Consider the following 24,091-nt stretch of genomic DNA (forward strand, 5'->3'; position numbering starts at 1 on the left):
GGGATAGCGAATTCTTTTTCATGAAGATCAAGAGCGTCTTTCCCGGTAATCCGTGATGAACCATTTTTTTGCCTGGAGATAGGAATCTTCACGGTCTTTAAGTAGCGGTGCTGTGAGTATTCCTGCTGGCCTCCGGTTTTATCTAGGACCTGCGGGGCTGTTCGTCGTCGCCGTTCCATTCCGCGTTGATTGAAATGAAGGTCCGTATGAAAGGGCCAATCAATAAGTTTTTTCGAATGCCAGTTTTTTCATGCCTGTCTTTGCAAGATTGGAAATTGGTCTTTCAATTAAGTGGAAGCTGAACCAGGACACAACAATAGTAATGACTACTATCATGGCGAAAGTTGCTGTCGTGTTGAGGGTTAGCAGTTGTTGTAGCTTTATCATGTAGCAAATAACCAATACGTGGCAGAGGTATGTAGAGTATGACCAGTCGCCCAGTTTGTTGATTGCAGCAGTCCGTGTGAAAAAGCGCTCTTGTGATAAGGCGGAAAGTAAAACAATGGCACAGGGAAGTCCTGATTTTAATGGGGTGTGAGTGACTTGACCAAAATATACGATAGCCGCTAGTGCCGCAGAAGCCATAAATGCTGCCGCGAGTAAGTTAATGCGCTGTACGAGCCCTTTCTGATAGGCGTACGCAATAAAGATGCCGAATAAGAACTCAAAAACGATTGGGTTTTTATAGAACGCAAGGTCCCCGCCGATGGAGGGTAGGGCCTTGCAGAGCAGTGCAATACTGAGCGTGATTGCGGGGATTCTGTATGTTCTTGGCAAGAATAAACTGATCAGGAAAATCGCGTAGAATGCCATTTCATAGTTGAGCGTCCAGCCTACTGTTACCAGTGGATACATCCCAATGCCTGAAGGATTCTGTGCAGGGATGAATAATAGACTTTTGAGCATGAACACAGGTTCAAATTGCGTCAGAGGAATCGCGCCCGGTAAAAATATCAAGGTTGCGGCCGTAATTAGTGTGAAGAGCCAATAAGCAGGCGCAATTCGCGCTAATCTATGGATTGCAAACATTGAAGGTGTAATGGTTTTTCCAGCTGTTGAGATATAGATGACGAAGCCACTAATAATAAAAAACAAATCAACGCCGATAGCGCCGTACTTATGCAGTGAGGCGGATACTGGATCGTTAAGCGGAAAGTTGTGTGCCACCTGTATGTAATGGTGGCCAACAACCAACCATGCAGCCAACGCTCTAAGAGTTTGAATTGAGTTAAGCATCGACTGTCGACTTCAAAAAAAGAGACGATTCTACATTTGAAGTTATGTTCCGACCACCACAAAAGCCACTGCTCAAAGTCAGGGGCTGGAGACAAGCATGCCAATCACTGCACAGCAATTGCTGCAGATCCTCCCGAACGCCGGCGCCAAAGCCGGCGTTTTTGCACCTGCCCTCAATACGGCGATGCAGCGCTACCAGATTGTCGGCACCAAGCGCGTTGCCGCGTTCATCGCGCAAATCGGCCACGAATCCGGACAGCTGCTGTACGTGCGTGAGATCTGGGGGCCGACCGCCGCTCAGTGCGGTTACGAAGGCCGCAAGGATCTGGGTAATACCGTGGCCGGTGACGGCCTCAAGTACCGAGGGCGCGGGCTGATCCAGGTGACCGGCCGAGCGAACTATGTCGCGTGCGGCGAAGCGCTGGGCCTTGACCTGGTCAATCATCCCGAGCTGCTGGAGCTGCCACAGCATGCCGCGATGTCGGCGGCGTGGTTCTGGAAAAAGAACGGCCTGAATGATCTGGCCGATGCCGGCGACAACGCGAATATCGGCAGCATCATCAACACCGGCCGGCGAGGGCGGGTGCCAAACGGCGCCGAGGATCGTGCTGCGCTGTACGCCAAGGCGCTGAAGGTGATGGCGTGATTGCCGTGCCGTGGAAAACGGTGGGTGCGGTTGCGCTGGTGCTGATCGGCGCCGCCAGCGCCTGGCAGTTTCAGGGCTGGCGCTACGGCAAGCAACTGGCCGAGCAGGCCCAACAGCACGCCGAAACCCTCAATCAACTGACCCAAGCCGCTGCTACCGCGCAGCAGGCCGAGCAGGACAAACGTCTGGCGCTCGAGCAGCGGCTGGCGGCCAGCGAGCAAACCCACTTCAGGAAAATGACCGATGCCCAACGTGACCAAGATCGCTTGCGCGATCGCCTTGCCACTTCTGATCTGCGGCTGTCAGTCCTACTCGACACAACCGATGCTGCCAAAGGCTGTGGGGTGCCAGCCACCGCCGGTGCCGGCGGCGTGGATCATGCAACCGTACGAGCCAGACTTGACCCAGCGCATGCTCAACGAGTTATCGCCATCACCGACACCGGCGACCGGGGGCTGATCGCGCTGCAGGCATGCCAACACTATGTGCGAAACCTGCTTCGTTGATGGGCATGAGCCACAGCACTTGAAGCTGTTCGTTGATCATCAGTAAGTTGCTTGAAGCATTCGTGGGCACATCGAAAATCAATGCGCTGTCGGGTTGGCCATGTCGAGCTTCTGCAGCCGGCGCGCATTGCGGCGACGATGGAAGTATACAACGACGAGTGCAATACCTAGCCCTACAGGCCAGAGCATCAGGCACACAGCTACAATAAGAGAAGGCTCAAGTACATCGTCACTTTCCACCCCCGCCTTCTTTTTTAAGCGCTCCAGCAGTGCGCTCCCCTTTATCGGATGATTACTATCATCAATCCAATTCCAAGTCAGTTGCCGAATCAAGCTAAACAACTCATAGAAAGTCCATGCAGCGACCAAAGTGACGCTGATATTGACAATCCAGGTGAATGTGGGGCCAGCCATGTTTCTCAATCTCCTTCACGGTGGCGTCCAGCCACCAAAACCGGGCCATATCATATAGGTATTACAGATCGGCTGTCTTTTTTTTACAACTTATGAGTGGGCGGCGTAGATCATGCAGCCGTACGAGCCCGACTAGACCCGGCGCATGCTCAACGAATTATCGCCATCACCGACGAAGGCGACCGGGGGCTGATCGCGCTGCAGGCGTGCCAGGCTTATATCCGAACGTTGACTCCAATGCATCTCGAATAGAGGTCGCTCAGTCCAGTGGTGTTGGGTCAGGTGATTTTTGAAATACGCTCTTGCCCTGCAAGGCCAAGATATTCGCGTTCAGTTCGCTGATGTGCCTGTTCTTCGCCATCAGCTCCCAGTTGCTGAGAATTTCGATGTTGCTGGCGCGACTGTTCGCTTCCGCGGCTTCAGCCTTGGCTGCGATCAACTCGACCCTGAGAGAACTCCTCTCGAGCGTGAGCGCATCATTGTCACGCACCAAACCCTGAACATTTTCCAGCGCACGCTCGAGCTTGAGGGTAAGCGCTTCGAATTCATTCTCATACATCCGGAGCTGATGCCGGCAGGTTTCGAGCGGGGTCGGGTTGCCGAGTCAATCGTCGGTGTCTTCTATATAGAGGGAGTCCACGGGTACGCCTGCTTATTGCTGGTTGCATATACAGTAATCGAGGCTCTGCAGGTGGGCGAGGGTGAGGCGACGAGCTGTAGGATTTGGGATTGGTGTTCGGTCGGCAGAACGCCGTAGACTTGGGCCAATTTTTGGGCCAATGGTGCGAATTGATGGGGGTTGGTGCGGGCGCAACCCCCTGTAAATGCTGGGTTTAACCCTCAGAAAACCCGATCAATACTGCATCGTGATGTTAGCTGTAGAAATCAAAGGTTTTTCCTGCGAAGCATTCTGAGTAGCGAGGGTGCGGCTGGAGCGCTTGGCCCGAGTCAAAGTGCGCTGAGGCGGGACATTCCCGTCATCAACCAAGGGGGCGCGTAAAGTTTGGCGGCGATTGTACTGGTCTGGCTCTTTAAACGATAGGGCGATGACGCCGCGTCTGCCGTTTGGCAGATTCAGCGGACAGTTTTTCACAGATCAGGTTCACCATTGGTTACAAAGTATGGCTAAAATGCCAGCCAGTTACCCAATAGCCGCTAACGGCAAGGGCTCAAGGAAGTGCCACCGGGATAGTATTTGTATTCATGCCACTGCATCAGACCCTGGGCCACCGGCCGGCAGGCGCGCAGTTTGTTCACTTTTGACGTGTGACGATTTCCGTGAAACTCATCATTGCTGCTATTTATGTCATTTCGATTGCATACGTTCACCTTCGTGGGCGCGTGCGTCACAAACTGGGCCGTCAGTTGAGCGATCACTCGACGTTCCTGGCGCCGATCAACTGCTTCCTGTACCTGTTTTCGAAGAAGCCGAACAAGCCGTATCTCGATCCTTCCGAATTTCCTGATCTGAGCCCTTTGCAGGCGCACTGGGAAGAAATTCGCCAGGAAGGGCAGAATCTGCTGCGCGCCGGTGAGATCAAACGCTCGAATCAGTACGATGACGTCGGTTTCAACTCGTTCTTCAAAAGTGGCTGGAAGCGTTTCTACCTCAAGTGGTATGGCGAGAGCCATCCGTCGGCCATGAAGCTGTGCCCACGTACAACCGAGCTGGTGCAGAGCATCGGTTCGATCAAGGCAGCGATGTTCGCCGAGCTGCCGCCGGGTTCGAAACTGGTCCGTCACCGTGATCCTTACGCCGGTTCGTATCGCTACCACCTGGGTCTCGACACGCCGAACGACGCGGGTTGCTATATCAATGTCGACGGTGAGAGCTATCACTGGCGCGACGGTGAGGCGGTGATGTTCGATGAGACCTATATTCACTACGCCGAAAACACCACCGACAAAAACCGCATCATTCTGTTCTGCGACATCGAGCGGCCGATGAAGTATCGCTGGGCAGCGGCGTTCAATGCCTGGTTCAGCCGCACCGTGATGTCGGCGGCAGGTGCGCCAAACGATGCAGGCGATCGTGTCGGTGGGATCAACCGACTGTTTACCAAAATTTACAAAGTCCGACTGCGTGGCAAAGAGCTGAAAAAGCGCAATCGCACGCGTTACTACATGGAAAAGTGGGCGATCTTCGGCGGTTTGCTGGCGGTGTTCATTCTGATCTGACAGCATCGCCAGCCTGCTGGCGATGAGTCTCTCAAAACCAACCTGTCAGCTTCCTGACAGGAGCCGGATCTGATTACGCCCCCGAGGCCTTTTTGGTCTTTCTCGCGGGGGCTGCCTTGCTGGCAGGCTTCGCTTTTGCCTTCGGTTTGGCCGTGGCCTTGCCGCCCAGACTGCGTTTAAGCAGCTCGGTCAGGTCGATCACATCCGCAGACTTGCGCTCTTCCTCGCCACCCACCGTCTCGACATCCTCGATCTTGCCTTCATGGGCCTTTTTCTCGACCAACGCCATGATCTTGTCTTCAAACTCGTCCTTGTAATCCTCCGGACTCCAGTCGCCGCTCATGTCCTGCACCAGACGTTTGGCCATGTCCAGTTCGCCTTTGGCCAGTTGCGGTTTGGTCACCTCACTGCCCAGCTCCAATTCGTCGAGGCCACGCACTTCCTGCGGCCAGCGCAGCTTGACCAGCACCAGCGCCGATTCCAGCGGCATCAGTGCCGCCAGATATTGCCGAGTGTGCAGGACGACGCGGGCGAGGGCGACCTTGTTGGTTTTGCTCAATGTTTCACGCAGCAGCGCATAGACCTTGCCGCCGCGCTTGTCCGGCGCCAGGTAATAAGGCGTGTCGATGTTTTGTAGCGGAATCTGCTCGGCATCGACGAATGAAAAGATATCGATGGTCTGGGTCGACACGGGGTGCGCCGAACGAATTTCTTCCTCGCTGAGCACCACGTAGCGGCCCTTTTCATAAGCCACACCTTTAACGATGTTCTCTTTGGTGACTTCCTTGCCCGTGACTTTGTTAACCCGTTTATAACCGACCGGGTCCATGCTGCGGCTATCGAGCCAGTCGAAGTCGACGCCTTGCGAGGACGTTGCCGACACCAGCGCGACGGGGATGTGTACCAGTCCGAAGCTGATCGCGCCTTTCCAGATTGCCCGAGCCATGGTGAGTTCTCCGAGTGATGATCAGGTGACCCGCGTCCCGGCTCGAAAGTTTCCAGCGTTTGCATGGGCTCGCAGCAATGCCGGTCAAGTCGTGTTACATCTTGTTTAAGGCCCATGGGTTAACAAATCCGAACCCAGGGCGTAGCGTGGACTCGAAGGCTCTATCCCCTGCGCATCGAGAGGCCGCGCCATGAACCGAATTCCGTTAGGCATCATCGTTCTGTTCCTTGGGGCGGGGCTGGCGCATGCCGAAGTCGGGCCGCCGTCCGCGCCGCTGCTGCTGGCACAGAGTCCCACCGGTACCGACAACAACCCTTACAACAGTCCGATCCGCCGCGCCAATCCCAACAGCATGCAGGGCACACAGCCCAGTGCGCCGATTATTCGCGGGCCGAACACGGTGCCGGTACCCAGTTCGCCAACCGTCGGTAATGGCGGCATCGGCAATGGTCAGCAACAACGTTCGGTGCCGAGTACACCACCAAAATTCATTCCCAACCCACCTTCACGCGATGGAGACAGCAACCGTTGAACGGCAGGACTGAGCGCCTGTCAGCCTTTCGAACGAACAAAAGGAATCGTGCATGTTGCGTAAAACCTTTCTAGCCACGCTGTGTGCCGGCGCGTTGATCAGCGCTCCCGCTTTCGCCGCTGTCCCCAAAGAGCTCAAAAGCGAGCAGGGTACCCTTGAAGTCACCACGATTACCCAAGGCCTTGAGCACCCTTGGGCGCTGGCGTTTCTGCCGGATCGGCAGGGCATGCTGGTGACCGAGCGTCCAGGCAACCTGCGGGTGATCAGTGCCGATGGCAAGCGCTCTGAACCGATCAGTGGCGTACCGAAAGTCTGGGCCAAGGGCCAGGGTGGATTGCTCGATGTGGTGCTGTCGCCGGACTTCAAACAGGATCGGCTGGTCTACCTGTCCTATGCCGAGGGCGGTGGTGCCGGGGACAAGGCCGGGACGGCGGTGGGGCGCGGTCGTCTGTCGGACGACTTGCGCAGTCTGAGTGATTTCAAAGTGATCTTCCGTCAGGAACCGAAGCTTTCGACCGGTAACCACTTCGGTTCACGGCTGGTGTTCGACCGCGACGGCTACCTGTTTGTCACGCTTGGCGAAAACAACGAGCGGCCCACCGCGCAGGATCTCGACAAGCTGCAAGGCAAGGTCGTGCGGATCTTCCCCGATGGCAAGGTGCCGGATGACAACCCTTTCGTGGGCCAGTCCGGCGTGCGGCCGGAAATCTGGTCTTATGGCCATCGTAATCCGCAGGGCGCTGCGCTCAATCCGTGGAACGGCACAATCTGGGAGAACGAACATGGTCCCCGGGGTGGTGATGAGGTGAACATCATCGAACGCGGGAAAAACTATGGCTGGCCGTTGGCGACCCACGGCATTAACTATTCGCTGCAACCGATCCCGGAAGCCAAGGGCAAAAGTGTCGAAGGCGCCGTGGACCCGCACCATGTGTGGGAGAAGTCTCCCGGCGTCACCGGGATGGCGTTTTATGACGCTGATCGTTTCAAACCGTGGCAGCAGAACCTGTTCATCGGCGCGCTGGTCAGTCAGGAGCTGATCCGGCTGCAGTTCGATGGCGACAAGGTCGTGCACGAGGAGCGTTTGCTGGGCGATTTGAAACAGAGAATTCGTGATGTGCGGCAGGGGCCGGATGGGTATCTGTATGTGCTGACGGATGAGCAGGACGGTTCGCTCTACAAGATCGGCCTGAAGTAACCTCACTTCAAATTTTCACAGATCTCCTGTGGCGAGGGAGCTTGCTCCCGCTGGGTTGCGCAGCAGCCTCAAAATCTTGTGAGCGCTACGCATTCATGCGGGAGCAAGCGCCCTCGCCACCAAAAAGCCTCTAGAGCCTAACGATAGTTGGCGTAGGGCGGTCATACAAAACCACCGCCGCCCGCAATTTCCCCCGCCCAAACCGGCTCATCTTTTCAAACTCCCCATGGCTGACCGGCACATGTTGGCAGTCCATCGGCTGGCGATGCTGGCTGTGATCGACGTCTGGATCGTGCAGGTACACAAAGTCTTCATCGCAATCGGTGACCACTACCCAGTGCGGTGATTTGGAGCGGGTCAGGCGATAACTGCTGATCAGCACCAGAGGCTGACCGCCAGCCTCCAGCAGGCGCGGTAAATCCAGATGGATGCCAATCTTCCGCTCGATGTCGGTCTCTTGCATTTGAGCGGTGAACTCCTCATGCACCAGGCGCATGACGTCTTTTTTATGCTCATCGCGCACGCCGTCGAGAAACAATGGCCCGGCCATACTCAGCTGCAAACGCACCCGGAAACCCCGCCGCCAGGCCGCCAGTGCCAAACCCTGGGGGCTGCAGCCACCATGGCCGGAGGTCATGAACACCGTGGTCGCTTCACGCCAGATCTGCAATTCCTCACGCCGTTCCAGCAGGCGCGCAGGCTGCAGCGCGCCCATGGCCATCAGCAGACAGGCCGGGCCACAGGTGAATTCGGTGGTTTGCGGGTAGTAGGGCACCTTGATACTGCGCGAGTCACGGTGCTGAACAATGCGCTTTTCCAGACGCAGTGCATCGGCATGGTCCTCGTAGTAGTCGTGAATCAGCGCGAAACGCCGATAGCCGTTGCGCTCGTAAAGCGCGATGGCGGTGGGGTTATCGATACGTACTTCAAGGCGCAGGTATGCGCAGTCATGCTCAACGGCACAGGCCTCGATACGTTGCAGCAATTGTTTGCCCAGACCGGTGCCACGGGCTTCGCCGGCAATGGCGATGGAATACAGGCGCGCCAGTGATGTGCCGCGATGAAACAGCACCAGTGCATAGCCGAGCAGTCGCCCGTCAAGCTCGGCGACCAGCAGTTGCGCATGGGCGCGGGTGATCATCCATTGAAAGCTGCGGCTGGTGAGCCGGTCGGTGGTGAAACATTGCATTTCCAGGGCCAGCAACGCTGGCAGATCTTCAACTACCGCCAAACGAAAAACAGCACTCATATGACCACCGTAAAAGTTGCGTAACGAAACGGGACTTTCGAAAAACTTCGTGCTTAATAGAAATGGTCTTGTTCTCCAACGGATCAATCTCTATGTCAGCGGTACAGGGTCATTGGCGCGAAGTATCCGAGCAAAGTTTGCCGACGGCAACTTTTTTAAATCCAGTCATCAGAACTTCCAGTCAAGTGTTGATCATCGTCGAACGCAAGGAAGACTGGGCCTCGTACTTTCCCAGCGAGGACATCGTCACGGCTCAGGAATACCTTGAGCAAACCCGTGACAGCGAACCTGGCAAACGGGTGCAGGTGATTAACCTGTGCCGCAGTTACAAGTACCTGGGGCACGGTTACTATTGCTCGCTGCTGGCAGAAGCCCGCGGTCACAAGGTGATTCCATCGGTCCGCACCATCAGCGAACTGACGAAAAAAACGCTTTACGGCCTGGCGCTGGACGACCTCGATAAAACCCTGGAAAAAGCCCTCAGCCATCATCTGTACAGCGATACCGAAGGTTTCACCCTGACACTTTACTTCGGCAAGACGCATATCGAGCCGCTGCAGGATCTGGCCCGGCAATTGTTTGAAGTGTTTCCGTGTCCGATTCTGCTAGTTGAGTTTCGCCGAACTAACGGCTGGCACATCGAGGGTATAAAGTCCGGCGCCCTGCACAAGTTGCGCGACGATCAGGAAGATCAGTTCGCCAATGCGCTGGACGGCTTTAGCCGTAAAGTCTGGCGAGTGCCGCGCTCGCCGCAAGTGGCGCGTTATGACTTGGCGATTCTGCACGATCCACAAGAAGCCTTGCCGCCGTCAAACGCCAAGGCACTGGAGAATTTCGTGCGGGTCGGCAAGCGTATGGCCATCGATGTCGAGCTGATCGAACGCAAGGACTACGTGCGGCTCGCCGAGTACGACGGCCTGTTGATTCGCGAGACTACCAGCGTCGACAACCACACCTATCGCTTCGCGAAAAAAGCCGAGAGCGAAGGATTGGTGGTCATGGATGACCCGACGTCGATTCTGCGTTGCACCAACAAGGTCTATCTGACTGACCTGCTCAACAGCCATCAACTGGGTATGCCTGCCACGGAAATTCTCTACAAGGAACGACCGGAAGATTTCGAACGGGTCGGCGAACGCCTCGGTTTTCCGCTGGTGCTGAAGATCCCCGACGGCTGTTTTTCTCGCGGAGTGATCAAGGTCGAAAGCCAGCAGGCGCTGCTTGAGGCTACTGCTGAATTGTTCGAACACTCGGTATTGCTGTTGGCTCAGGAGTTTTTCTACACCGAGTACGACTGGCGCATCGGCGTGCTCAACCGCAAACCGATCTTCGCCTGCCAATACTTCATGTCCAAGGGCCACTGGCAAATCTACAACCACAAGGCCAAGGGCCAGGACATCAATGGCGAGTGCCGCACCCTGGCGGTTCACGAGGCGCCGCGGGCAGTGGTGGAACTGGCGGTCAAGACCGCGAACCTGATTGGCGACGGCCTCTACGGCGTGGATCTGAAACAGGCTGGCGACAAAGTGGTGGTGATCGAGGTCAACGACAATCCGAACCTCGATGCCGGCATCGAAGACGCCTATTTGCAGGACGATCTGTATTCACTGGTGCTGGAGGAGTTTGTGCGACGGCTGGAACTCAAACGTCGCGGCCAGGCTTGGTGAAGCGCCGATGATCAGCAGTTTCGCATTGAGTCACGGCGCGTTGCAGCGGGTGGAACGGCTGGATGCCGAGGTGATGCTGTTCAGCAATCCCGATGCTGCCGAGCGCGACTTGCTCCACACTCACTACAAGGTCGACGAACACGCGCTGGCCTCGGCGCTGGATCCGGACGAAGTCTCGCGAATCGAGTTTCACCCCGACCACTTGTTCCTGATCTGGAAGCGCCCGGAAAACTATTCCGGCGGTGGCAGCCTGGCGTTTGAAGTGTCGTCCTGCGGCCTGCTGTTTTCACCTGGTCAGTTGCTGGTGATCGCCACCGACGACACGCCATTGCACGGCATCGGCACGCGCCAGCCGCTCAATGCGCCGCTGGATGTGTTGCTCGATTTGCTGTTCAACAACATCCACCATTATCTCGGCCACCTGAAGGTGATCAAACTGGTCGCCCGTGAGCTTCAACAGAAGTTCAACGCCTCGATGCAGAACCAGCATCTGGTGCAGATGTTCAACCTCAGCGAAAGCCTGATCTATTACATCAATGCCCTGCACAGCAACGGCGCAGTACTGACGCGGCTGCGCAATCACGCGGAAAAACAGCACTTCGGCAGCGAGGCGATCGGGTTGATCGACGACCTGATCATCGAGAACAACCAGTGCTACAAACAGGCAGAGATCTACTCAACGGTGTTTTCCGGGCTGATCGATGCGCGCGGCAATCTGATGAACAACAGCATGAACAATCTGCTGCGCAAGCTGACGTTGATCAACGTGGTGTTTCTGCCGTTGAACCTGATTGCCAGTATTGGCGGGATGTCGGAGTTCAGCATGATGACGGCGGGGACGCCGTGGTGGATTTCCTACCCGGTGTTTCTGATGGTGATGTTGCTCGGGGCGGGGGGAATGTTGATTGGGCTGCGGCGGTTGGCCCAGTGATTGATCGGTGCCTGAGCTGACACCTTCGCGAGCAAGCCCGCTCCCACAGGAGAATGCATTTCAAAAAGTGGGAGCGGGCTTGCTCGCGAAAGCGATCTCAGCAGCACTCGAAGCTCGGGATCAGCTCGCAGGGGCTGCCGCTGCCACTTTCTTGCGCTCCCGAACCCCACGCACCACCAGATACAACAGCGGCCCAATCGACACAAATACTGCCGTCAGCAACAGATACGGCACCACCGACCACACCGACATCCCTCGCGACCGTGCATCCTTGACCATCCACACCCCGGCCAGCGTCGCCAGCAGATACAGATCAATCACCACCTGCGCCGTGTCCGGGCGCGACATCAGGCTGATACCGAAGTCGATCAACGACTGTTCGGCCTGGAGCATCACCGACACGGTGTAGCCAGTAAACGCAATCAACGCCGTGAGGGGCAGGGCGACAGGCATCATGTATTCCTTCCTTGGGGTGATGAGCAGAATCGCCAGCCTACCTTGGCATCCCCAAATAAGCCATTGACTCGCTGGCCGCCGCCGGGCTAATTTTCAGGCCCATGACTTCCACCGTATTGCGCTGCCAGCCAAGCATTATTACCGCCATTCCTCATTTGGCGGGCTAGCTCACGACTGCTGCACCCAACCCGCCCTAGAGGCGGGTTTTCATTTTCTGTCTCCGGGGTTTTAACAACGAAGGCTCCCTGTAGGAGCTGCCGAAGGCTGCGATCTTTTGACTTTGTTTTACTCAAATCAAAAACAAGATCAAGAGATCGCAGCCTTCGGCAGCTCCTACACAGAGCGCACGGAGATGACGATGAAATACAGCCCCGACCAACAAGTCCTGCTTGAGCAGTACGTGAAAAAGATCCTTGCCGCGCCGGTCTACGACATTGCTGTGCGCACGCCGTTGCAAGCGGCGCCGGCGCTGTCCGAGGCGCTGGGCAACCGGATCCTGCTCAAGCGCGAAGACCTGCAACCGACGTTCTCCTTCAAGATCCGTGGCGCCTACAACAAGCTGGTGCAATTGAGTGATGCGCACAAAGCACGCGGCGTAATCACCGCGTCAGCGGGTAATCATGCCCAGGGCGTGGCCCTGGCGGCACGGGAACTGGGGATGGCGGCGACCATCGTCATGCCGTTGACCACGCCCGAACTGAAGGTGCTTGGGGTGCGAAGTCGGGGCGCTGAGGCGCTCCTGCATGGCGAAAGTTTTCCGTTTGCCCTGGCCCATGCGCTGCAACTGGTCGAGCAAACCGGGCGCACTTTCGTTTCACCGTTCGATGACCCGGACGTGATCGCCGGGCAAGGTACGGTGGCCATGGAAATCCTGCGTCAGCATCAGGGGCCGCTGGAGGCGATCTTCGTTCCGGTGGGCGGTGGCGGCCTGATCGCCGGTATCGCGGCATACGTCAAATACCTGCGGCCGGAGGTGCGCATCATCGGTGTTGAATCGGAGCACTCCGCCTGCTTGAAGGCAGCGTTGCAAGCGGATGCGCGTGTGATGTTGCCCAGTGTCGGGACGTTCGCCGATGGCGTGGCCGTGGCGCAGATCGGCGCGTATGGTTTCGAGGTGTGTCGGTTCTGCGTGGACGAGGTGGTCACCGTCAGCAATGACGAGCTCTGCGCCGCGATCAAGAACATCTACGACGATACTCGCTCGATCACCGAACCTTCCGGCGCATTGGCGGTGGCCGGGATCAAACAGTACGTGGTGCGCAACGGTGTTCGCGAGCAGAGCTTCGTCGCGATCGACTCCGGCGCCAACATCAATTTCGACAGCCTGCGCCACGTCGCCGAGCGCGCCGCCGTATGCGGCGTCCCGGCGTGACACGGCTCAGGGCAGCAGAGGGCGCAGGAAACTGCGCTCATAGCTGATGATGAATTTTTTCTGCACCAGCGATTCCACCAGCGCCGTGCTTTCCGGATCGGTCAGCGCGATGTGCCGGTAGCTTTCGTAATCGGCCAGCGATGGAAAGCTGAACAGGCAATAAGCGATGTTGCTCGCGCCCTCGGAGGGCAGGAAGTAGCCGTGATGCGTGCCGCCCAAGCGATCGACGATGCCCAGCCAGGCTTTGGCGTAGGCCTCGAACTCGGTGAGTTGGTACGGATCGATCACGTATCGCACATGGCAGGTAATCACGTTTGGCGCTCCCGGTTCAGGTCATTCCGCGATGGCGGTGCCAACCTTGTCCGAAGCCGACCAGACGCGATAGCGCACTTCGACGTCTTTCGGGGTGTAGATCACCAGCGGCAGCTTGCTGTTGTAACGCAGCATGAAGCCATCACCGACGACCGGCACAAATGCGCGCTTTTTCTGAGTGCCAGGCGGGCACGCCATCAGTGTGCTCATCGGGCCGATGACTTTTTCCAGTCGGTAGAACGGGTAACCCCAGCCTTCGAGATTTTTCTCATCCAGGGCGCCGCCCAGACGTTGGCTATTGCAGTCGACTTCCAGGGTTTTGCCGGCGAGGACTTCAACCTGGAAATTCTCTTCCTGTTCTTGCTTGGGCAGGTAGATGACCTGACGGGTAAAGCCGTTATCCGCCTTGGGGTAAGGCGCAACATCTTCAAGTTTGGCCCCGTGGGCGAAGGTGGACAGGCCGGCAACGAGCAGACCGATTGTCGCGTGAGCACTTAAAGAACCCATGAAAGCCTCCTGGCGGGTGTAGGGTGGAGTGACCGGCATTCTCACTGTCATGGTCGATGAATGCAAACCGGCGTCGACGTGCATATTGCAGTGTCCTAGTGGGGCATTCTTGCAATTTGCAACTGGCCAACTACTGGCCACCGCGCCAAGTGCTTGATTTATCGAGGGTCAAAATGACCCGATGAAAGGCACGGTTTATGCGTCTACTTGGTGCAGCGCACCGCGTTCGGGCGCCTACACTCCAAGAGGCATTTCGCTGTACAACCGTTTGCCGCACCAGGGAATCAGCGGGGAAACACCCGTGCAGGGGCAGCAAAAGCGGTCAACGTGAAGAGTTGATTGGCAGTTTCATCAATAAGGAGAGGTTCATCATGTTTCTGTCTGCCTTGGAACTACGCAATATCATTGAAAGCAGTTTTCTGCCTAAACGCTGCCAGTGCACGCTGTCGCCAGACCTGTCGATGACCGTCAAGGTATTCGGTGACCACCAGACTGACCAGGTTGATTTGCACGTCAGCGGGATCGATGCCAGCCATCTCAATGGCTGTCGTGAAATCAACGAGCTGATTGCCGGCCTGCGCTCGGATCTGGCGCAACAAACCACGCCACAGCATTACAGTCCTCGCTCCAGAGCGCTTTAACTCACCGTTTCACCCAGTTCGACCGTCACGCGCCGGGCCTGCACAAAACCAAGGCCCAGCGCGAACTCGACCAGCACCGCGAGCAGAATCCCGGGGCCGGCGTGGCCGTTGAGCCATTCGCCAAAACCCAGTACTGCCAAACCAAAACAACCGACGATAAATCCATTGCTCAGGGCATTGCGACCCAGTGATGGCGGAGCGCTGCGCACCAGATAAAACATCACCCCCAACGCCGCAAACAGCACCGCACTGCGCCGCGCAACAAAACCGGCAGCGGACGAATACTCAATGCTCCAGATCGCCAGCAACACCTCCGGGAAAAAGCCCCAGACCAGCGCCAGTACAAAACACAACGAAGAAGTGATGATCGACAACGTACGAAACGACAACTGCATGGCGAGTCCTTGCGGCAGTGAGGAGGGGCCCCGAGCATAACCCGCGAACCCTCCAGCGCCTACCGCAACCCCGCAAATCAGAGCCTTCTGTCAGTTCTGGTCACTGCAGGCGTCGGACATTTTCCGGTAGGTGATTTCCTCAGGCTTCCCGGCATTGTCGATGTACTTCATGTCAGCAGTAACGACTTTGCACTGACGAGTGGGTTGCTCGGTCATGGAGATCACTTTGTTCACATGCAACGGCATGCCGTACTGATAGGGGACAGGCTTGGTTGTGGCGGTGGTGTCATTGGCCTGAGCCACCCCGGCGAATGCGGTGCAGGCGAGGGCGGAGGTGAGCAATAGCGTGCGAATGTTCATGAATCGGACTCCCGTGCGACGGAATGAGCGTTCGGCACCATACGGCCGAACCTGCCGCACTCGGCGTCAGCCAGGGGCTGAGGTGTGCGGTTCAGTACAGTCTTGGACTGCGGCGTTAAGTGATGGTTAACCTGGCTGAACGCCGGCTGTCTGGCAGAGGGGTGATTTCTCGGGGATGCGGGGCCGATTCCTACAAGGATGGATGCTTTGTCTGCTTTCGGCGGCGGGAGCGGGCCGGGTATGGTTTGGCGTCGCTGCAAAATCAGCGATTCGGGTTTGGTCACCTGAGCACGACACCATTGCAGATGTGCCATCATTTGCGCTGCGGACTTCTATGTCTTTGCAGTGCGCTGTTATGGCGGCTGTGTGCAGGGCGCCTTCGGGCGAGCTGAGTTTTGGTGTTGTCTCAGTTGACCAATCCTGCATGCGGCCGCCTCCCACTGTTTGGTCACGGTACTGGCGGTTACTTTCTAAAATATCGAGTAATCAAAATGCCAATACTAAACCCGCTCCCAAACCGCTATCACCCGCTCAACAGCGGCGTCACCGACAGCGCACCAATAGTCATCGACACCCAAGCCAATCCCCAAGACATCCTCGAGTCCGCCGTCCAGCGCATCCGCGCCTGCAGCGACCTGCTCGAAACCCTGCACTGCATGTGCTTCCGCCATGGCGATGTTCAGGACATTCCACACATTACCCATGCGCTGTACCTGCTGGCGCAGGATGGCAATGATTTGCTGCAGGTGGCGCAGCAGCAGATGCTGGATTGGAAGGCGCCGGTTTGATGCCTTGAATGCGAAAGGGAGTATGGTCGCGTTGGGCGAACCTCACGCCATCTACTCCTCCCGTTTGTATGATTCTCGTGCCCTTGAATTCGAATAAAACAAGCTAACGGCTTAGTTTGTCAGGGAAGAAGGACAGGGGAGGGTGCATGGATATCCATTTTTCTGATTGCTCTTTAGCTTCCAATATTTGCGAAGGAGTCAACTTGGAAGCAATGAGGGGAAGCTTGTATTTAACATTTTCCTGCATACCGCCCCCGCCATCCAAGCTACTTAGAGAAAAAATAAGCGAGTATCCCTTTACAGGATCATACGGGAAGCCATAGGTATCGGGCTCGTGAGCTAAATATGAACCGTATCCATATATGGACTCTGCGTAACCTGATACTGCAGCTTGCTCATTCCAATGTCGGAAGCCTTCAATATCTCCCTTCTCAAAAAGAAGAGCAGCCAACTCCATCATTGATCTAGGGTTCCCGCCTTCAGCCGAAAGCTTAAACCACTTTTCAACTGCTTCGCTTCGCTTCCAGGGCAGAAAAAAGCCGTCACCTTGCTTGATGGAGACCGCCATCCAGTACTGTGCAAGTGCATTTCCCGCAGATGCGGATTTTTCCAACCAAGCATCCTCTAGCGTAATCTCATACATTATGTACATCGCTTCCGCGTCGCCAGTATCTGCTTTTTCTTTCGCTATTTTTTTTGCCTGATTTAACCACTCTATTGCCGGCTTCTGCGAAGGAGAGCAGTCGTTAGAGATTTCGCACATGTCATGCTCAATGCGGCCCAATTGGATCATGGCATAGAGATCATCCTGGCCTGCTGACGCTTCATACCATTTCTTGGCGTCCTCGTTCATATAATGATTTTTCTTACGAAGAGCTTCTGCTAAATAATATTGAGCTTCGTGGTCGCCCGCTTCTGCTGCTGTTGTTAAAAACGGAATTGCAGAAGTGGCTTTGTATTGATTGTATAGATTTATGCCTCGTTGTTTTGCGGAGTCTTGGTTTGGCGTTATCTGGGAATTTGCTTGGCAGCCAAGTGGCAGCAGTAGTAATAAAGTGAAAATTATTCTGGTTGTCATGAGTATTCTGCGTGACATCTTATTTTGCTCCTTCAGGATCTCGGGTCGGAGCTGTATGGGTTGCTGAAAGAAGGCCAAAAAAAATAAGGATTGTAAGTTGGCAGAAATGCAGGCAGCCTACAACCCATAAGTATGTCGCCAAGTCTATAAATAATCTGAATTAATTGCCAAGCTTGTCTGGAAAAAAAGAAAGTGGTGGGTGAGTGGCTTTCCAGTCCTTTGCCACTTTTAGTGACTCTTCAATTTGTTTTGGGGTCATTTTTTCGCGTATTTCTTCACTTTTTCTCTCAACATATCTCCCTATTCCGCCACTGTCCTCAAGCTCTTTAAGAAGCGTGAATAGCGCATAACCTTTGACCAAGTCTAGTGGGTAGCCTATTTTGTCTGGTGTATGCGCTATGTAGGCGCCGTAATTGCTTATGGCGGCTTGATCGCCAGTCGCTGCTGCAGTTTCAAGCCAGTGGCGCATGCCTATGACATCTCCTTCTTCGAATAAAACTTGTAGATAATCCATCATTGCTTTTGGGTATCCGCCCTCAGAAGAAAGTAGTAGCCATTTTTTGATAGAGGCCTCGCGTTTTCCAGGAATCAAGAAAAAACCTTCACCTTGGCGTTCGCTTACAGCCATCCAATATTGTGCAGTCGGATATCCTGCATTTGCGGATTTCTCTAGCCATTCACGATTAAGAGTGATCTCATACATCAGATACATGGATTCAGGATCACCTTGTTGTGCTCTTGGCAAAACTAGCTCATTAGCTAATTCAAACCATTCTGCTTGTGTTTTTTTTGATCGTGAGCAGTTGCGTATTTCCTGGTAGGTTTCACTTTTGAATCGCCCCAGTTGGATAATTGCATATACATTGTTATTTTCTGCTGCGGACTCATACCAGTGAAGTGCCTCTGGAGTCATGTAGCTGTGGCGCTTTCGAATAGCCTCGCCCAAGTAATATTGCGAGGTTGTATTTCCAGATTTTGCTTCTTTTTCTAGTTCGGGAAAAGCTGCGTCAATTTTTAGTTGGTTATATAGGACTGCGCCCGGCGAGACTACTTGCTCTTGCTGTTTCAATGGGCTGGCTTTACAGATGGTAAAAAGTGAAGCTGCTAAGAGAAATGCTAACGCTTTCATCAAAATCAGCGGCTTAATTTGTCTGGAAAAAAAGAGAGTGGTGGATGTGAATTCTTCCATTGAGCAGCAAAATTCTCTGCTTCCTTTATTTGATCGGGAGTCATTTTCTCTGCTATTTCAGGCAGCACTTCCTCCACATATGACTGCATGCTTCCGCCTTCATTAAGCTCTTTGAGAAGAGATGTAAGTGCATATCCCTTTACTAAGTCAAGTTCAAAGCCGAACCGTTCAGGGGCATGAGCTAAATAAGCGCCATAGCTAGTAACTCCACTTTCATATCCTTTTTCGGCGGCAACTTTTATCCAGTGTCGTGCGACCTCAAGATCGCCGCCGCTTTCATGTATATAGGCTGCATACTCCATCATTGCTCGCGGATTTCCGCCTTCGGCAGATGCTTTAAACCAGTTTCCGACCGATTCTTTTCGCTTCCATGGGAGAAAGAATCCTTCTCCCTGTCTGGTGCTGATTGCCATCCAAAATTGAGCGGTAGGATTGCCGGAATTTGCAGACTTTTCTAACCAATCACGATTCAATGTAATTTCATACATTACGTACATGGCCTCCGGGTCACCTTTTTCTGCCAAAAGTTCCGCAAGTGAACGTGCATTTTTTAGCCAGTCGACAGGAGGTTTACCGGAATCAGGGCAATTACTCATTACTCTGCAAAGATCGTTGCCGCTCCGCCCCAACTGAATCATGGCATATAAATTTTCTTGCGCAGCAGCGGCCTCATACCATTCTTTAGCTTCTGAAGTCATGTAGCGATTGCGCTTTCGAAGAGCCTCTCCTAAATAGTATTGTGATTCCGAGATTCCCGACTGTGCTTCTTTTTTTAGTTCAGCTATAGCAGAGTCTATTTTTAGCTGGTTGTATAAAGTTATTCCCTTGGTCAATCCGTTTTCTTGTGCTGCGACTGCGCACGTTTCGGTGAGCGCAGAAATAACTATCGCTAAGATCCGAAAATATACGCTCACTAAAATTAATATCCTAGCTTGTCAGGGTAGAACGAGAGAGGCGGGTGGTTGGCCTTCCACGTTTTTGCGAGGTCTTTCGCTATTTCTATTTGCGCTTTTGACATGTTTTTTTCTATATCGGGCAAGGTGTCATTGACGTCTCGTATTACATTGCCTCCGCCATTAAGTTCCAGCAGGTTTGACAGTAAAGCATGTGATTTTATCGGGTCGAAGACGAAGCCGTATTTTGAGTTCTCTTCGCCTATGTAGGATGCATATCCAAATACACCTTCTACGAAGCTCGACTCAGCTGCTTTTTCGTTCCAGCTTCTGAACGAGGCTAAATCTTTTTTTTCGATCATGATCGCGGCTAACCCCATCATCGCAGGTGGGTAACCATTTTCCGCAGAGGCCTTCATCCATCGTTCGATAGCTTGGTTGCGCCTGGAGGGTAGTAAAAATGAACCACTTCCTTCTTGGTATTTAGTCGCCAGACGGAACTGTGCAAATGCGAATCCGTTCTCTGCTGATTTTTCCAACCAGTCATCGTTCCCTGTCATTTCATATAACAGGTACATCGATTCGCTATCTCCCTGCGTTGATCGTTGAATTGCAAGGCTTTTAGCTTTGATTACCCAACTGCTAGGAGATTCTTCACCCGGTGGACAGTTTTTCATGGTTGAACACAAGTCGTCTTCAATTCTCCCGAGGCGAATCATAGAGTAGATATTCCCCTTTCTTGCGGAACTTTCATATGCTTTTTTAGCTTCCGGAGTCATGAAGCGGTTGTTTTTTCTTAATGCCTCACCCAGATAATAAAGTGCTTCATCATCACCGCCTTCGGCCGCTATTTTGAGTGGTTCGATTGCAGAAATAGCCTTGTATTGATTGTAAAGCTCTATACCTTTTTTCTTTGCCTCCTGTTGTTGTGAAGTAAGCTCCGCATTCGCGTTTACGCACATTAAAAGAAAAATTGCAAAAAAAGGTGTGCGGATTAAGTTTGACTTTGTTTTCAATTTTATATGCTCGCAGGGGGCAAGTATTTTACGGATGTGCTCGGTATGTAACTGTTTTCACCCATTACAATTTTACAAGCTCCATCAATGCGCTGACCTAATATTTTTGAATTTTCCTTGTAACGGGCTCTTGATTTATTTCCCCTTGGGTCGGTAAAACTGAGTACCGGATCACTCATGAAAGTATCGAGCAAATGACGGTTTTCACAATATTTTTGACCGATATCAACTGGTTCAATTCCAAACTTATTCATGCTTGCGCAGGCTAGTTCAAATTGTTTTTGAGCCTCTTCCAGTGCGTCCTTTTCTTTTGCGTTAGTGACTATGTGGTCAATAATTATCCCAATTGCTACCTGCTGAGTTAAATGTGCTTTGTCTTTTGGGTAGGTTTGCTTGCTGAAAGTTGGCGGCGTGTCACTTTCTTTTGTATTGGCGTTAATTGAGAAGTCTGCTGGGGTGGAGATAAGAGTCATTAAAATGGGGCCGAGTGCCGCCGGAGTGGCTTCCACAACCCATGCTTTTAGCTCTTCTGGATTTTGGTATTCAACAATGGCATGAGCAATTGGGCCGCCTTTTCCTCCGCTGGTCATTGCGTCATATAAGTCCATGACTAAATTCCAACCCATAAGATAGGACATTTCCACACTAAGTCCAGCTGCTCCTAATGCGTTCAGCGCGGATGCGAACTTTCCTGCTTCAGGTTCCATCCACTCTACCTTTCTGCCTTTCGCTTTGTGCAGCTCCTTGCGGTACAAGTTGATTAGGTCAACTACTGCCTCATAACCAACTTCGAATTTAAAGCTGCCGTTAGCACCAGGACCCAGCACTACCGCCGCTTTCAAGTTCAGAATAAAGCGCCCCTTATCCAGAGACACCTGCGCCGTTCCCTGGAATCCTGCGCCCAGCGCAACCCCCACAGACCCACTCAGCTTGGCAAGCGTCAACCATGGATTGGCTTTTTTCGCATCTTTATCGCTGCCGATACCCATTGTTGGAGCGGTGCGCAGGGCGACCAGTTCTTTAGGTGGTGCCCAGTTCAGTGTGCCGGTGAGTTCGATGGCGGCTTGCAAGCCTCCGAAAACATTGAAAGTCGCTTTCGCTCCGTTTTCGATCTGGACATTGGCGGCACGCCCGGTCAGCACTTGGTCTGTGCTTTTGGTGCTGGCAACGGTGCCGGATTTGGACTTGTGTTCAAGATCGGGAGTAGGGCTGTTGTCGCCGCTGTCGGCCTTGGCTTTCTTGGCCGCATCGTGATCTGCACGTTCTTCTTTGGCTGATGCGTCTTCACGCTGTGCGCGTTTGACCGGGCTGAGGGAGGCGCCGTATTTGACGTTGCCGAGGATGGGGCTCAACTCCACGCTGCCGGCTAGCAGCAACGATGCTCCGGCGTAGCCCCATGCCTTCACACCAAAGTGGAAGGAGAAGCGGCCGAAATTCATTTTTTGCGGGCTGCCGTCCAGGAAGTAATCAAGCGTGATGTCTTGAGCACTGGCTTTGGCAGGCATGTCGACTTTCAACAACTGAACTTCGCCACGGGCCAGGTCCAGGCTCAAGCCCATCTCGCCAGATATCTGGAAGCCCTCGGCGGCAGACATTTTTGGGCCTTCGAGCTTCACTTCACCGTGAATGCTTGGCTGTGGCGGCGTCAGGCAGCGGACGAATTGCGCCTGGGGACTGGCATCGAAGAGTCTTACTTTGCCGCGCACACTTTTCTTGAACACCAGTTGCTGAAGGTGCTTGCCCCAGTTAGTCAGCGCCGCGTCGTCCTCCAGCTCAGTGACCTTATAGCCTTGTTTTTTCAGGTAAGCATAAAAGTCTTTGGCTTTGAACCAGCCTTTTCCATCGAAACAGTCGCCGACTTGATCGCTGAACTTTATGGCGCCCTGATCTAGAAGCCATTGGCGGAAAGAATTGATTTCACTGTTTTTATCGGAGCCTTCAGTTGCGTCCGCGGGCAAACTTTGAGTGACCTTTTTTACTGAGCCGGCCGCTTTTTTTGAATCCTCTTTCATGATCTTTTTTGCGTCTTTCAGGTTCGCCATGCTGAACCAGCTCAAGGGCGTGCCTTTGGCGTCAGAAAGACTGACTTCACGCAGCGGAAAGCCCGGTTTCACCATGCGGTCCACCGGTTTTGGCTGGAACTCTTCCGGTTCCCAAACCAGAAAACGCCCTGGTTTGCTAGTGCTGACATTACTTTGGGCTGTGGCCTGAAGGTCGTCTTTTATTTTTTGCAGGCGATCCCATTCGGTACGTTCCGCATCAACCAGGCCTGCTGGCGCTTGGGCATTCTGGCCTGTTGCCTCGATCCAGCGCTTGTATTTCTCCTGAAGCTGAGCTGTAACTTCCGCCTGCTTTTTCTCGGTATCCAGGTAGAGTTTGAACTTCTCGATACCGGATGGCAGGCCGTCACTGATCAAAGCGAATTCTGGAAGTGCGATGCCGTACTCAGACGCTTTGATAATGGATTCAGTGTAGGCATGGTAATCAAGCGCATCGGCGTTTTTGATGAGCGTATAAACATAGCCGACGAGATCGGCGGTGCAGTCATTCATGCCGCTGCAGATGTTTTCGTAACTTTTCTTCTTTTCCGCCAAGGCTTTGGCAACGTCTTCCAGCGGAACCTGCTTGAAGTCTTTGTTGCCGAGGAGTTTTTTGCGGGCCTCCAGATAAGCTTGCACGCGTGCGCGCGCTTCGATCGCTTCTTTGGAGTAGAGAGAGCCGCTTTCGTAGGTGTAGCCTTCCAGCTTCGCAGCCGCTACCGCTTCTTTTTTCAGCGCATGCCACTCAGCCCTCCGCTTGTAAAAATCGGCATAGGCGTTGTGGACGTCTTGCTGAGTAGCCAGATCTGCGGTTAGACGGTCCAGACGCGATTGCGGGGTGTCCTCTAACGGGGTCTGCGCAGGAGCCGTTGCCGGTTTTTTTCCGTTGGCTTCGTTTTGCCTCTTTTTGGCGGTGGCGGGATCGATTTCGATCTCATCCCCCATCGCCTCAAATTCTTCCATACGTGTACGCTTCGCACCCGTGAGGAAGTTGCTCAACTTGGGCTCAAGGAAGTATTCCAGCAAACCCGATTCTTGCAGCCCGTTCAGGCGTGCATCACGTGGTTTGCTGGGGGCAATCATTTTATCCAGCGCGAACATCGACTCTTTGATGGCGGACTTTGCCCGCTCAGGGAGTAGCCAGAACTCTTGTTCCTCTGTCGCATAAATGGCGCTCGCAAAAGTCTTGGAGCAGGGTGGGGCGTGAGGCTTGAAGGTCTTCGAGGAGCCATCGGGAGAGTCCTTGACCGGATCCAGCTCAACCAAGTCTTTCGCAGAGCACTGCGTTGCAGCATTCGGAGCCGTCTCGGCAGGCGCTTTAGGCGCAGCGGGTGTCGAAGCAGCGGGTGAAGCTGAGGCGGATTGCGCGCTTTTAGGGACGCTCAGGTTCCATCCGACTTTGACGTTGTTCGGATTGGTGATGAAGGGGTTGAGTTGGCGAAGTTGCGCCACGGTGCTGTTGTAGCGCGAGGCAATCTGGCTCAGGGTTTCGCCGGGCATGACGGCGTGATTCGTGATTTCCATGGTGATTCCGTTCTGTTG

Annotated in this window: 24 protein-coding genes and 2 pseudogenes; 11 read left to right on the top strand and 15 right to left on the bottom strand. The window is 54.1% G+C overall.

Annotated elements, in window-relative coordinates; genetic code table 11:
- Window positions 1-219 precede the first annotated feature (219 nt).
- A complete protein-coding gene (locus NTD85_RS06590) occupies window positions 220-1,236 on the bottom strand; it encodes an acyltransferase family protein (RefSeq protein WP_262141742.1) in 1,017 nt (338 codons plus the stop codon).
- A 97-nt stretch (window positions 1,237-1,333) separates the two neighbouring features.
- Between NTD85_RS06590 and NTD85_RS06595 the strand changes: the two genes are divergently transcribed.
- On the top strand, window positions 1,334-1,882 hold the full coding sequence (locus tag NTD85_RS06595; protein WP_262141743.1) for a glycoside hydrolase family 19 protein: 549 nt from the start codon (window positions 1,334-1,336) through the stop codon (window positions 1,880-1,882).
- On the top strand, window positions 1,882-2,388 hold the full coding sequence (locus tag NTD85_RS06600) for a lysis protein (RefSeq protein ID WP_262141872.1): 507 nt from the start codon (window positions 1,882-1,884) through the stop codon (window positions 2,386-2,388). The genes NTD85_RS06595 and NTD85_RS06600 overlap by 1 nt, the downstream gene beginning before the upstream one ends.
- Window positions 2,389-2,466: 78 nt before the next feature.
- Here NTD85_RS06600 and NTD85_RS06605 read toward each other — a convergent pair whose 3' ends face one another.
- On the bottom strand, window positions 2,467-2,802 hold the full coding sequence (locus NTD85_RS06605; protein ID WP_262141744.1) for a hypothetical protein: 336 nt from the start codon (window positions 2,800-2,802) through the stop codon (window positions 2,467-2,469).
- A gap of 99 nt (window positions 2,803-2,901) precedes the next feature.
- Here NTD85_RS06605 and NTD85_RS06610 point away from each other — a divergent pair.
- Window positions 2,902-3,054, top strand: a pseudogene (locus NTD85_RS06610) (lysis protein); the annotation flags it as partial.
- A 7-nt stretch (window positions 3,055-3,061) separates the two neighbouring features.
- Here the strand turns inward: NTD85_RS06610 and NTD85_RS06615 are convergent.
- Window positions 3,062-3,361, bottom strand: a complete 300-nt coding sequence (locus NTD85_RS06615) for a hypothetical protein (RefSeq protein ID WP_262141745.1) — start codon at window positions 3,359-3,361, stop codon at window positions 3,062-3,064.
- 719 nt (window positions 3,362-4,080) lie between these two features.
- Between NTD85_RS06615 and lpxO the strand changes: the two genes are divergently transcribed.
- A complete protein-coding gene (gene lpxO / locus NTD85_RS06620) occupies window positions 4,081-4,980 on the top strand; it encodes a lipid A hydroxylase LpxO (protein WP_045122779.1) in 900 nt (299 codons plus the stop codon).
- Between the two features lie 73 nt (window positions 4,981-5,053).
- On the opposite strand, the gene NTD85_RS06625 is transcribed toward lpxO, so the two are convergent.
- Window positions 5,054-5,926 carry a Ku protein gene (locus NTD85_RS06625; RefSeq protein ID WP_003225188.1) on the bottom strand — a complete coding sequence of 291 codons (873 nt, stop codon included), beginning with the start codon at window positions 5,924-5,926 and terminating at the stop codon, window positions 5,054-5,056.
- 190 nt (window positions 5,927-6,116) lie between these two features.
- Between NTD85_RS06625 and NTD85_RS06630 the strand changes: the two genes are divergently transcribed.
- The gene (locus NTD85_RS06630; protein WP_201137576.1) at window positions 6,117-6,458 is read left to right on the top strand and encodes a hypothetical protein; all 342 of its coding nucleotides are present in this window, start codon (window positions 6,117-6,119) and stop codon (window positions 6,456-6,458) included.
- Between the two features lie 52 nt (window positions 6,459-6,510).
- The gene (locus NTD85_RS06635; protein WP_262141746.1) at window positions 6,511-7,656 is read left to right on the top strand and encodes a PQQ-dependent sugar dehydrogenase; all 1,146 of its coding nucleotides are present in this window, start codon (window positions 6,511-6,513) and stop codon (window positions 7,654-7,656) included.
- A gap of 130 nt (window positions 7,657-7,786) precedes the next feature.
- Here the strand turns inward: NTD85_RS06635 and rimI are convergent, their stop codons facing one another.
- Window positions 7,787-8,905: a ribosomal protein S18-alanine N-acetyltransferase gene (rimI, locus tag NTD85_RS06640; RefSeq protein ID WP_262141747.1), complete on the bottom strand. Its 1,119-nt coding sequence runs from the start codon at window positions 8,903-8,905 to the stop codon at window positions 7,787-7,789.
- 92 nt (window positions 8,906-8,997) lie between these two features.
- On the opposite strand from rimI, the gene NTD85_RS06645 reads away from it, so the two are divergent.
- Window positions 8,998-10,572, top strand: coding sequence for a RimK family protein (locus NTD85_RS06645; protein WP_262141748.1), 1,575 nt, complete (start codon window positions 8,998-9,000; stop codon window positions 10,570-10,572).
- 7 nt (window positions 10,573-10,579) lie between these two features.
- The gene (locus NTD85_RS06650; protein WP_045122463.1) at window positions 10,580-11,503 is read left to right on the top strand and encodes a magnesium transporter CorA family protein; all 924 of its coding nucleotides are present in this window, start codon (window positions 10,580-10,582) and stop codon (window positions 11,501-11,503) included.
- Between the two features lie 120 nt (window positions 11,504-11,623).
- Here the strand turns inward: NTD85_RS06650 and NTD85_RS06655 are convergent, their stop codons facing one another.
- Entirely contained in the window at window positions 11,624-11,959 is a 336-nt protein-coding gene (locus tag NTD85_RS06655; RefSeq protein ID WP_003225178.1) for a DUF2834 domain-containing protein, read from the bottom strand.
- Window positions 11,960-12,311: 352 nt separating this feature from the next.
- Here NTD85_RS06655 and ilvA point away from each other — a divergent pair.
- A pseudogene (ilvA, locus tag NTD85_RS06660) lies at window positions 12,312-13,307 on the top strand (threonine ammonia-lyase, biosynthetic); the annotation flags it as partial.
- 30 nt (window positions 13,308-13,337) lie between these two features.
- Here the strand turns inward: ilvA and NTD85_RS06665 are convergent.
- Both NTD85_RS06665 and eco read right to left on the bottom strand, forming a co-directional pair.
- Complete coding sequence (locus NTD85_RS06665) at window positions 13,338-13,643, bottom strand: NIPSNAP family protein (protein WP_262141750.1); 306 nt, start codon at window positions 13,641-13,643, stop codon at window positions 13,338-13,340.
- A 21-nt stretch (window positions 13,644-13,664) separates the two neighbouring features.
- Window positions 13,665-14,150, bottom strand: coding sequence for a serine protease inhibitor ecotin (eco, locus tag NTD85_RS06670; RefSeq protein WP_262141751.1), 486 nt, complete (start codon window positions 14,148-14,150; stop codon window positions 13,665-13,667).
- Window positions 14,151-14,521: 371 nt separating this feature from the next.
- Between eco and NTD85_RS06675 the strand changes: the two genes are divergently transcribed.
- The gene (locus tag NTD85_RS06675) at window positions 14,522-14,791 is read left to right on the top strand and encodes a DUF1652 domain-containing protein (protein ID WP_007964586.1); all 270 of its coding nucleotides are present in this window, start codon (window positions 14,522-14,524) and stop codon (window positions 14,789-14,791) included.
- Here the strand turns inward: NTD85_RS06675 and NTD85_RS06680 are convergent.
- Window positions 14,788-15,186, bottom strand: a complete 399-nt coding sequence (locus NTD85_RS06680; protein WP_003225169.1) for a hypothetical protein — start codon at window positions 15,184-15,186, stop codon at window positions 14,788-14,790. The genes NTD85_RS06675 and NTD85_RS06680 overlap by 4 nt on opposite strands.
- Before the next feature lie 90 nt (window positions 15,187-15,276).
- The gene (locus NTD85_RS06685) at window positions 15,277-15,546 is read right to left on the bottom strand and encodes a DUF2790 domain-containing protein (protein WP_003225167.1); all 270 of its coding nucleotides are present in this window, start codon (window positions 15,544-15,546) and stop codon (window positions 15,277-15,279) included.
- A gap of 491 nt (window positions 15,547-16,037) precedes the next feature.
- Between NTD85_RS06685 and NTD85_RS06690 the strand changes: the two genes are divergently transcribed.
- Window positions 16,038-16,334, top strand: a complete 297-nt coding sequence (locus NTD85_RS06690) for a hypothetical protein (RefSeq protein WP_201137581.1) — start codon at window positions 16,038-16,040, stop codon at window positions 16,332-16,334.
- A gap of 103 nt (window positions 16,335-16,437) precedes the next feature.
- Here the strand turns inward: NTD85_RS06690 and NTD85_RS06695 are convergent, their stop codons facing one another.
- The 5 genes from NTD85_RS06695 to NTD85_RS06715 all read right to left on the bottom strand — a co-directional run bounded on the left by NTD85_RS06695 (window position 16,438) and on the right by NTD85_RS06715 (window position 24,073).
- A complete protein-coding gene (locus NTD85_RS06695; RefSeq protein ID WP_262141752.1) occupies window positions 16,438-17,430 on the bottom strand; it encodes a tetratricopeptide repeat protein in 993 nt (330 codons plus the stop codon).
- A 142-nt stretch (window positions 17,431-17,572) separates the two neighbouring features.
- A complete protein-coding gene (locus NTD85_RS06700) occupies window positions 17,573-18,601 on the bottom strand; it encodes a tetratricopeptide repeat protein (RefSeq protein ID WP_262141753.1) in 1,029 nt (342 codons plus the stop codon).
- A complete protein-coding gene (locus tag NTD85_RS06705) occupies window positions 18,547-19,515 on the bottom strand; it encodes a tetratricopeptide repeat protein (RefSeq protein ID WP_262141754.1) in 969 nt (322 codons plus the stop codon). The genes NTD85_RS06700 and NTD85_RS06705 overlap by 55 nt, the downstream gene beginning before the upstream one ends.
- A gap of 5 nt (window positions 19,516-19,520) precedes the next feature.
- Window positions 19,521-20,510, bottom strand: a complete 990-nt coding sequence (locus NTD85_RS06710; protein ID WP_262141755.1) for a tetratricopeptide repeat protein — start codon at window positions 20,508-20,510, stop codon at window positions 19,521-19,523.
- A 2-nt stretch (window positions 20,511-20,512) separates the two neighbouring features.
- Complete coding sequence (locus NTD85_RS06715; protein WP_262141756.1) at window positions 20,513-24,073, bottom strand: LysM peptidoglycan-binding domain-containing protein; 3,561 nt, start codon at window positions 24,071-24,073, stop codon at window positions 20,513-20,515.
- Window positions 24,074-24,091 lie beyond the last annotated feature (18 nt).

The organism is Pseudomonas sp. 13B_3.2_Bac1 (assembly GCF_025466205.1).
GTDB classification, from domain to species: domain Bacteria; phylum Pseudomonadota; class Gammaproteobacteria; order Pseudomonadales; family Pseudomonadaceae; genus Aquipseudomonas; species Aquipseudomonas fluorescens_H.